This is a genomic window from Mammaliicoccus sp. J-M41 (genome assembly GCF_022385935.1).
Taxonomy (GTDB): domain Bacteria; phylum Bacillota; class Bacilli; order Staphylococcales; family Staphylococcaceae; genus Mammaliicoccus; species Mammaliicoccus sciuri_A.
Window position 1 is genome coordinate 1 of sequence record NZ_JAJNIR010000055.1, and the last position, 9,460, is coordinate 9,460.

Sequence of the window (9,460 nt, forward strand, 5' to 3'; positions counted from 1 at the left end):
TACGACCATGTGTCGCTGGTAGACCAAGAACAAAAGGGAAAGTCGAGTCTATTATGAAGATATTGGATGAGATACATGCATATCAAGGAGAACTATATTTAAATGAGATTCCATCATTTATTTCAAATTTAAACGATCGATTAAATTATTCTGTACATGTAGGTACTGGTAAAATACCGATAATTGAATTGGAAAAAGAAAAGAGTTCCTTACAGACACTACCACATGTACATGTAAGAAACTCATATAAAGTGAAACATAAATACTTGAAAGTCAACCGTTCTAATATGATTACATATCAGACCAATCAATATTCAGTACCAGCTAAATATTGCGTAAAAACAGTTGAAGTTCAAATTTATGATCAAATATTACATGTATATTATAACACCAAATTAATCGTAGAACACCCTATCACACGCCGTAAATTAAATTATGAAAAGCAGCATTATCTAGAAACTTTAGCGATTTCCTGTGGAAATCATAATGATATTGATCAAATTGCATTAGATAATTTAAAAACGATAGGAGAGCTTTATGATGAGTAATTCAACAAATTATAGACGATTAAAAGAAAATTTAGAATATCTAAAAATGAATCGAATGATCAATCATTTAGATGAAGTCATAGACTTCAGCATTAAAAATGAAATGTCATTTATTGATACATTAGTAAAATTGAGTGATTATGAAATCGCAGTTAAAGAGGAAAATATGATTGAGTCAATGGTTAAAGTGGCAGCTTTCCCATTCAAAAAAGAACTATCAGATTTTGATTTTTCCTTTCAACCATCGATTAACAAACAAGAACTATTAGATTTTTCGAATTTACGCTTTATAGAAAACTATCAAAACATTGTATTTTTAGGCTCTAGTGGTGTCGGTAAGACACATTTAGCCACAGCCATAGGCATGGCAGCAGCTAAAAAAAGAGTCAGTACCTATTTTATAAAGTGTCACGATCTCATTCAGAATTTAAAAAGAGCACAGATAGAGAACAGGTTAGAAAGCAGAATCAAACATTATGGTAAATACAAACTGTTAATTATTGATGAAATTGGCTACTTACCAATTGATAATGAAGAAGCCAAATTATTCTTCCAACTAATAGATTTAAGATATGAAAAGAAGAGCACGATATTTACAACTAACATAAATTTTAATTTATGGAACGAAGTTTTTGAGGATCCTAAAATAGCAAACGCTATTTTAGATAGGATTTTACATCACTCAAATGTCGTTAAAATTACAGGTAAATCATACCGATTAAAAAACCACATACCGAGAGAAAGTGACAAGACATAACATCAATTTTGTACATTGTTAAACAATCAATTATGTACATTTTTACGTTGACATTTACAGTTGTCTTTAACTCACATCTTTCTCAATCTAGTGAGTTAATGTGGGCTTTAACTCACATGTTGTCTAACCATCTAATATTTTCAAATAAAAAAACATCTCATTACCCTATTTGAATATAAGGAATGAGATGTTATTTATTTTAATTTAGAAATTACGACCAAGACGCTTTTTATTATGCTTTTTCTTCTTTTAGTAATTCAAATTTAAGTACTGGTTTTCTTGCTGCTTGTGTTTCATCTAATCGACCAATGACAGTTGTATGTGGTGCTTCTAATACAACTTCTGGAGTTTCTTCTGCTTCTTTAGCAATTTGAATAAGCGTATCGCAGAATGCATCTAAAGTTTCTTTAGATTCTGTTTCTGTTGGCTCGATCATCATACATTCTTCCACGTTGATTGGGAAGTAAATTGTTGGTGGATGGAAGTTAAAGTCTAAGAGACGTTTAGCAATATCCAATGTTCTTACACCAAGTTTTTTCTGTCTTGAACCACTGATTACGAATTCGTGTTTACAGTGTTGTGTATATGGTGTATCAAAGTGATCTTGTAATCTTCTCAACATGTAATTAGCATTTAATACAGCTGTTTCTGAAACTGCTTTTAATCCATCTGGTCCCATCGTTCTAATATAAGTATAAGCTCTTAAATAGATACCGAAGTTACCGAAGAATGGTTTAACTCTTCCGATAGATTGTGGCATATCATGTTCGAATTTAAATGTATCATTTTCTTTAACTACTGTTGGTTTAGGTAAAAATGGTACTAAATCTGCTTTAACACCGACTGGTCCTGAACCAGGTCCACCGCCTCCATGAGGTCCTGTGAATGTTTTGTGTAAGTTTAAGTGAACAGCGTCAAACCCCATATCCCCAGGTCTAACTTTACTCATAATTGCATTTAAGTTAGCACCATCGTAATACAGTTTACCACCTGCTTGGTGTACGATTTCTCTGATTTCTAAAATATCTTCTTCGAATAAACCTAATGTGTTAGGGTTAGTTAACATGATAGCAGCTGTGTCGTCTCCAACTACACGTTTTAAGTCTTCGATATCAACTAATCCTTTTTCATTAGATTTTACAGTTACTGTATCGAAACCTGCTACTTTTGCAGAAGCTGGATTCGTACCGTGAGCTGAGTCTGGAACGATAACTTTCGTTCTATTGAAATCGCCATTTGCTTCGTGGAAAGCTTTAATCATTAATAAAGCAGTCCATTCACCGTGCGCACCTGCTGCAGGTTGAAGTGTTACTTCATCCATACCCGTAATTTCTTTTAAATGTTCTTGTAAATCATAAATGATTTCTAATGAGCCTTGAACAGTTGAAACATCTTGTAATGGATGTGCGTTTGCAAAGCCAGACATTCTAGCGACTTTTTCATTAATTTTAGGATTGTATTTCATCGTACATGAACCTAAAGGATAGAATCCAGTATCTACACCATGGTTTTTATTAGATAATTCAGTGTAGTGGCGCATTAAATCTAATTCACTAACTTCTGGTAATTCTGCTTTTTGTTTTCTTGTAAATTTATCTCCTAAAAGATCTTGAACATCTTGTGTTTCAACATCTTTTTCAGGTAAAGAATATGCAAATCTATCTTTTCTAGATCTTTCAAATATTAATTCGCTTGATGGTTTACGCACTGTATTCACCTACTTTTTTGATAAATGTGTCGATTTCTTCTTTTGTTCTTAATTCTGTTACTGCAATTAACATATGATTGTTTAATGCTTCGTCTATAAAACCTAAGTCAAATCCACCAATAATACCTTCTTCAAGTAATTCAGCGTTGATTTCACTTATAGGTTTGTTAAATTTAACAACAAATTCGTTGAATGAAATACCTTCTAACACATCAAATCCAGCTTCTTGCATTTTTTGTTTCATGTAAGTTGTCTTTTCCATGTTAAGTTTAGCCATTTCAAACACACCATTCTTACCTAAAGCACTCATGCAAACTGATGCTGCTAAAGCATTTAGAGCTTGGTTAGAACAAATATTTGATGTCGCTTTATCTCTTCTAATATGTTGTTCACGTGCTTGTAACGTAAGAACAAAGCCTCTATTGCCATCTTCATCTTGCGTTTGACCAACTAAACGTCCTGGTAGTTTTCTCATAAGTTTCTTAGTAGATGCAAAATAACCACAATGAGGTCCACCATATTGTGCTGGAATACCGAATACTTGTGCATCACCTACAACAATATCAGCACCGAACTCTCCAGGAGGTGTAATTAAACCAAGTGCTAATGGATTGCTTGATACAATAAATAAAGCTTTTTTATCTGCGATTAACTGTTTAATTGCCTCTAAGTCTTCTAAAGAACCAAAGAAGTTAGGATATTGAACACATACTGCTGCTGTATCGTCATCGATAACTGCTTTCAACTTTTCTAAGTCTGTTACACTACCGTCTAAATCAACTTCAACTACTTCAATATCTTGTGCTTTAGTATATGTTTTAAGTACTTCTATAGATTGATAATGTACAGATTTAGATACAATTACTTTTGACTTCTTAGTATGACCTGCTGCAAGAACAGCTGCCTCAGCAAAAGCAGTTCCACCATCATACATAGATGAATTAGCTACATCCATACCAGTTAGTTCGCAAATTAAAGTTTGAAATTCAAAAATAGCTTGTAATTCACCTTGTGAAATTTCTGGTTGATAAGGTGTATAAGCAGTATAAAATTCTGAACGAGATATAACATGATCTACAACAGTTGGAATATAGTGATCATATACGCCAGCGCCTAAAAATGAAGCATGTGTCTCACTTGTAATATTTTTATTCGCAATTTGAGATAGTTCACGTAATAAAGGCGTTTCAGCTTTCTTTTCTTTAATATTTAATGGTTTATTAAACCTTACAGATTCAGGTATATCCGTAAATAATTCGTCTACAGATTGAATACCAATGACATCTAACATTTCAGATTTATCTTTTTCAGTTAAAGGTATATAGCGGTGACCCATTTTATTCACTCCTATGATTTAAATGATGATTTTTTAACAATTTTAGCTTTTACTTGTCTTTTTCTAACTTGTATTAAAATTTCTTTATCTAATTCAAATGCACCCTTCTCAATTAATCCCATAGCAATTGATTTACCAGTTGAAGGAGACCGTGTTCCAGAAGTTACATAACCAATTTCATTACCATCAGTATCTAGAATTGCATAATCTGTTCTTGGTATGCCTTTATCAATCATTTCTATACCGATTGATTTTCTTGGAGCGCCATTTTCTTTTTGAGCTTTTAATACATCTTTGCCTATAAAGTCATCTTCAATTAATGGTTTAACAGCAAATCCAATACCAGCTTCATATGGTGTGATTTGTTCAGATAAATCTTGGCCATGTAATGGTAATGCAGCCTCAAGTCTTAATGTATCGCGTGCACCAAGACCACATGGAACAACATTTTCGTTTATAAAACCATCCCAAATTGCTTTAGTGTCTGCAGCGGCACAATAAACTTCAAAACCATCTTCACCTGTGTATCCAGATTGAGATAATATAACTTCTTTCCCGAATAGTGTTACATTTTGTTTAAATTCAAACATCTTCATTTCTGATACATCATCACTGACTAATTTTTGAATTAGTTCGCGTGCTTCTGGACCTTGGATTGCTAATTGGCCATATTCAGAAGATTTATTTTCAACATTTACATTAAAATCTTTAATTGATTTTAACCATTCGAAGTCTTTATCTGTATTACCTGCATTGACAACTAAGAAATAAACTTTGTCGTCTAATTTATAAACAACTAAATCATCAATCACGCCGCCATCTTGGTTACATAGTGTTGTATATTGAGCTTTACTATCTGTTAATAATGTTGAATCATTCGTTAATGCGTATTGAATAAACTGATCCGCTTCTTCACCTGTAACGAGAATTTCACTCATGTGACTTACATCAAAAATACCTACATGATTTCTTACTGCATTGTGCTCCTCTTTAATACTTGAAAATTGGACTGGTAAAGCCCATCCAGAAAAATCAATTACTTTAGCACCTTGATCTATATAAGTTTGATACAAAGGTGTTTGTTTTAAATCTGTCGTCATCATAACTCTCCCCTTCTGAATATGTATAATAAAAAAACAGGGTAGCTTTCGCTACCCTGTTGAAGTGCTCTTCAGGAATGCGTCACAAAGTTATCCTTTTGCCTGAGAGATTCACTCAAATCTGGCTTGCTCCTTCGGCGATGAATATATCATTCATTCTCTCTAACTTTGATCATTCGCAAATATTTAAGCTTATAGAGATTCAATAATCTCACTTGCAACTACTTCTCTAGGTCTGTTAGCATCAATATGCTTGAATGCGATTTCATTATAACTTAATTCTCGTTTTGAATACAAGGTTTTTAATTCATTTAATGACTTTCCGTTAGCATTCGGTCTGTTATTATCATGATTAATTCTATTAAATAGAATTTCGACATCACATTTTAACCAAAAAGTATTGTCATTTTGCTTTAATAATTCTTTACATAATTCTGATTCTACAATACCGCCACCAGTTGAAATAATCACATCTTGGTCAATCCATTTTTTTAAAGCCTGATACTCTAAATCTCTAAAATGTTTTTCACCATATTTTTCAAAAATTTGTGGGATTGGTAATTGAGTTGTTTCAACGATATAAGTATCTATATCTACTAAACTTTTATCATAATGTTCGCTCAACAAATTTCCGATAGTTGTTTTGCCAACACCCATAAATCCAATTAATACGATTGACATTAAATCTACTCCTCAGTTGTTTCATTTCAACTTAAACTTTATTCTATCTCATTATTCAGAAAATAAAAAGCTTAAAATTATTTATTTATCATAATTTTTATTTCACGTACATAGTATTGCTCTAAATTGTGATAAGTATTAAGCTTAAAGCTATATTGTACTAAGTAAAATGACAAAAAGGAACTATATATAAATAATATTCCAAGTAATAACGGTAAAATAAAACCAGCATCATTAGATATAAATTTCTTCAAGTATTTCTTTATCGCCTTTTCTTATAATAATAAATACTTTAAACGTTTCGTTAGATATTTTATCTACTTGAAAAGTCTTCACATTATTAACCAAAGTGATGTTACCTCGGCCATTTATAGTTTTTATTATCTTTCCATTTAATAATGTGAATTCTGTAGAACGTGTTTCATTTATGAATTTAATCCTGTTATAAGCGTTGTCTAATTTTATAGTACTCTCTTTTATTTCATCGGAGAGTTCTTTTCTGAACATCATCAATTCAAAATGTGTATGATCCATTGCATTATCTTTAAATAAATAAAGACTCTTAATGAGCAATGGGATTAAAGCTAATATAATTAATAAAAAAGATAATGACAGTAGCATTTCTATCATCGTAAAGCCTTTACTATTTTTCAATACATATTTTTTCATTTTTCAATTCATCTTTCATACAAACTTTTGTATTAAACTCTAAATATTTATATCTCTTTACATCATATTTTGGTTCGATAGATTTTGATTGCACAGTTTGATAAAGCATTTGATAAAGCTTTATTCTATCGTGTTCTCGAGTGATATTTTCATTTAATGTTGTAACTAAAGGCAGTAATGTCCCACTCAATAGCATTATGATAAAAATAGACAACATAAAATCTATAAACACATACCCATCATGTCGTTTCAACAATTCTATATCTCCCTTTCTCGATGCGAAAAATAACATGATACTTTCTTTCATTAAATTCCACTTTTAAAGTACCAAATTGGTTAATATTACCCTCTCCATCAAAAACTAATGTCGTAAACTCATTATTTTTAGAAATACGACCTTTATAGAGCGATATGGATTGAATCTGATTCTTCTCAATTTGATAAAATATTTTATCTGAATTAGGTTTAAACCAAACTAATATAGGTTGCTTTTGTGATAGAGATTTCGTTTCTAAGAACTCTAGCTTAGTTTCAAAATCATCTATGCCATTGTTTAATCCACTACGAGCCAATGCGTTTATAGATAAATACATTGTCACCATAAAGATAATACTGATGATGGATAACACAATAATCATTTCCACCAGCGTAAAACCTTTATTAACATTAATGTGCAACAACTTCACCATTTTCAAGTGTAATTGTTTCACCTGATTTACATGTCAGTTGCTTTTGATTAATATAACCATCACTTACTAAATCATTTATAGAATTTGGTTTAGCATCGTGCTTCAATGTATAAGCTTCTATTTGTCCAGCAACCATCTTCACTTGAGCCTGACATCCAGTACTTTTTACCGTCTCTGATTGCTTGCTAATGTTTGGTATGATGATCACCAATAATATACTTATTATTAGAAGAACTATTAACATTTCAATTATAGTAACGATAAACGCTATATATTCTATTACATTCGAAGTACTGTTGTTGCAGGAATAACTAAAAAATTATATTTATTTTTATTCATCGTTTTATTATTTCCCTGTGGTCAATATGTTACTTTTTAATATCTATAATCTCTTTGTGTTGAGTTTTCTGACAATTATATATGTGGTCAATATTTTAGTTAAACATCGCTTTAGAAAACAGAACATTTGTTCGTATAATTAAACTACTAATTATACGTGAGGTGTTTAAATTGAAAATCATTAACCCTGGTATGCCCGAACCATATAAATATGAAACGGACTATAGAAAAATACCTAAAAAGTATCTAAACAGTAATATCCCAGAGGGACGTAAGATGATTAAGTGGGCGCCATTTGCTAGTGTGCCACAACAATACGAAATTATTAATCAGCATATTAAAGACCAAAGTAAGACAGATAAACCTATCTTAGATGAATTAGCGTTACGTGATTTGAACGATGTGTTGGCTCAAAAATTATTTTATGATCCACCAGCAACGATTAAGTATTGGGAAAATGGATACTACAAAACGATTGAATGTGAGATTAATAAGTTTGATAGTGAAAGGAATAAGTTAGAGGTACTAGAGAATGGCGAGAAAGTATTATTGAGTATGGATTGTATTGTGGAGATAGAGTAAAAGCACCATATTTACAGTACATTTATGATAAAGTGTATATTAAAGTAAAAACTATTATAATCCAAAAACATTTAGGAGTAGATTCAATATGAATAATTTAGGAACTTTATATTTTTTCACAGGTAAAATGGGTGCTGGAAAAACAACAATGTCAAAACAATTAACGAACGAAAAAAATGCAGTTTTATTATCAGAAGACGAATGGCTTGAAAGTCTGTATCCAAATAAAATTAAGACAATAGAAGATTATCAAAATTTGTCAAAACAAATAAAACCTTTGATAAAAAAACATGTACAGAATATATTGTGTGTTGGGACAGATGTAGTTATGGACTTTCCAGGAAACACCAAAAATCAAAGAAGATGGTTATTAAATATAGCTAATGAAATAAATGCCTATCATAAACTTATATATATAAATGTTGATAACAAAAAATGTTTAGAACACCTAAAAATAAGACAACTAGAGGAACCAGAAAGGAATAATTTTGATACTGAATCTACTTTCAATTATCTCACTTCATTCTTCGAGGAACCAAAGGAATTGGAAGGATTAAATATTCTAGAAATAAATAGCAATGATTAATAAATAAAGTACACTATCTCTATAAGGTGATTAAATGTTTAAAGACAAAAGGTATTATATTCTAATGGTTCCCTTTCTAATTTTATGTCTAATTTTAGTATATGTACTTCCAGCAGAATATTACCTACTTATACCGGTGGTTTGTATCATATTCCAACTACTTTACCACTTTTTATTTAATAACGATAAAAGCAGTAAAAATAAAAAGACCACCCTGTAATATGGGTGGCTATATACTTCTAACCTCTTCCGCCTAATTAAATTATAGCATAAAAAAAGCCCACCTATTCATGGCACTGCACCCTTACTAAGGGAGCACAATAAAAACACTATTTTCTAGGCTGCTAATTTCCTATATTCTATAGGGGATAAGCAGCCTAGTTTTTGTTGAATTCTAACTTTATTATAGTTTTCAATGTAATTTTCGACAATATCTATTACAATGGTATTAGAGCTTCTAAGCCC

At 31.1% G+C, this 9,460-nt stretch carries 13 protein-coding genes and 1 riboswitch; of the genes, 4 read left to right on the forward strand and 9 right to left on the reverse strand.

The window, feature by feature from the left end:
* A partial coding sequence (locus tag LQ686_RS13575) for a Mu transposase domain-containing protein (RefSeq protein ID WP_481817099.1) occupies nt 1–548 on the forward strand: 548 nt, incomplete at its 5' end.
* On the forward strand, nt 541–1,305 hold the full coding sequence (gene istB, locus LQ686_RS13580; protein ID WP_239703074.1) for an IS21-like element helper ATPase IstB: 765 nt from the start codon (nt 541–543) through the stop codon (nt 1,303–1,305). The genes LQ686_RS13575 and istB, both read left to right, overlap by 8 nt.
* A 232-nt stretch (nt 1,306–1,537) precedes the next feature.
* Here istB and gcvPB read toward each other — a convergent pair whose 3' ends face one another.
* The 8 genes from gcvPB to comGC form a co-directional block, all read right to left on the reverse strand.
* Nucleotides 1,538–3,013, reverse strand: a complete 1,476-nt coding sequence (gene gcvPB / locus LQ686_RS13585; RefSeq protein WP_037588250.1) for an aminomethyl-transferring glycine dehydrogenase subunit GcvPB — start codon at nt 3,011–3,013, stop codon at nt 1,538–1,540.
* Nucleotides 3,006–4,349, reverse strand: a complete 1,344-nt coding sequence (gcvPA, locus tag LQ686_RS13590; RefSeq protein ID WP_119594061.1) for an aminomethyl-transferring glycine dehydrogenase subunit GcvPA — start codon at nt 4,347–4,349, stop codon at nt 3,006–3,008. The genes gcvPB and gcvPA overlap by 8 nt, the downstream gene beginning before the upstream one ends.
* Nucleotides 4,350–4,360: 11 nt before the next feature.
* Nucleotides 4,361–5,449: a glycine cleavage system aminomethyltransferase GcvT gene (gene gcvT, locus LQ686_RS13595; RefSeq protein ID WP_239733452.1), complete on the reverse strand. Its 1,089-nt coding sequence runs from the start codon at nt 5,447–5,449 to the stop codon at nt 4,361–4,363.
* An 80-nt stretch (nt 5,450–5,529) separates the two neighbouring features.
* Nucleotides 5,530–5,625: riboswitch (glycine riboswitch) on the reverse strand.
* 16 nt (nt 5,626–5,641) lie between these two features.
* Nucleotides 5,642–6,130 (reverse strand): shikimate kinase, encoded by a 489-nt coding sequence (locus LQ686_RS13600; protein ID WP_037588260.1) that lies wholly within the window; start codon nt 6,128–6,130, stop codon nt 5,642–5,644.
* A 234-nt stretch (nt 6,131–6,364) separates the two neighbouring features.
* Entirely contained in the window at nt 6,365–6,799 is a 435-nt protein-coding gene (gene comGF, locus LQ686_RS13605; RefSeq protein WP_103361426.1) for a competence type IV pilus minor pilin ComGF, read from the reverse strand.
* Nucleotides 6,774–7,055 carry a competence type IV pilus minor pilin ComGE gene (gene comGE, locus LQ686_RS13610; RefSeq protein ID WP_107566175.1) on the reverse strand — a complete coding sequence of 94 codons (282 nt, stop codon included), beginning with the start codon at nt 7,053–7,055 and terminating at the stop codon, nt 6,774–6,776. Before comGE ends, comGF begins: the two co-directional genes overlap by 26 nt.
* Nucleotides 7,039–7,488, reverse strand: coding sequence for a competence type IV pilus minor pilin ComGD (gene comGD / locus LQ686_RS13615; RefSeq protein WP_259339431.1), 450 nt, complete (start codon nt 7,486–7,488; stop codon nt 7,039–7,041). The genes comGE and comGD overlap by 17 nt, the downstream gene beginning before the upstream one ends.
* Complete coding sequence (comGC, locus tag LQ686_RS13620; protein WP_119594349.1) at nt 7,466–7,732, reverse strand: competence type IV pilus major pilin ComGC; 267 nt, start codon at nt 7,730–7,732, stop codon at nt 7,466–7,468. Before comGC ends, comGD begins: the two co-directional genes overlap by 23 nt.
* Nucleotides 7,733–7,989: 257 nt before the next feature.
* Between comGC and LQ686_RS13625 the strand changes: the two genes are divergently transcribed.
* Together LQ686_RS13625 and LQ686_RS13630 are read left to right on the forward strand one after the other, a co-directional pair.
* The gene (locus tag LQ686_RS13625) at nt 7,990–8,409 is read left to right on the forward strand and encodes a YolD-like family protein (RefSeq protein WP_232339593.1); all 420 of its coding nucleotides are present in this window, start codon (nt 7,990–7,992) and stop codon (nt 8,407–8,409) included.
* An 88-nt stretch (nt 8,410–8,497) separates the two neighbouring features.
* A complete protein-coding gene (locus tag LQ686_RS13630) occupies nt 8,498–8,995 on the forward strand; it encodes a P-loop nucleotide/nucleoside kinase family protein (protein ID WP_103361430.1) in 498 nt (165 codons plus the stop codon).
* A gap of 336 nt (nt 8,996–9,331) precedes the next feature.
* Here LQ686_RS13630 and LQ686_RS13635 read toward each other — a convergent pair whose 3' ends face one another.
* Nucleotides 9,332–9,439: an IS3 family transposase gene (locus LQ686_RS13635; RefSeq protein WP_220473078.1), complete on the reverse strand. Its 108-nt coding sequence runs from the start codon at nt 9,437–9,439 to the stop codon at nt 9,332–9,334.
* Nucleotides 9,440–9,460 lie beyond the last annotated feature (21 nt).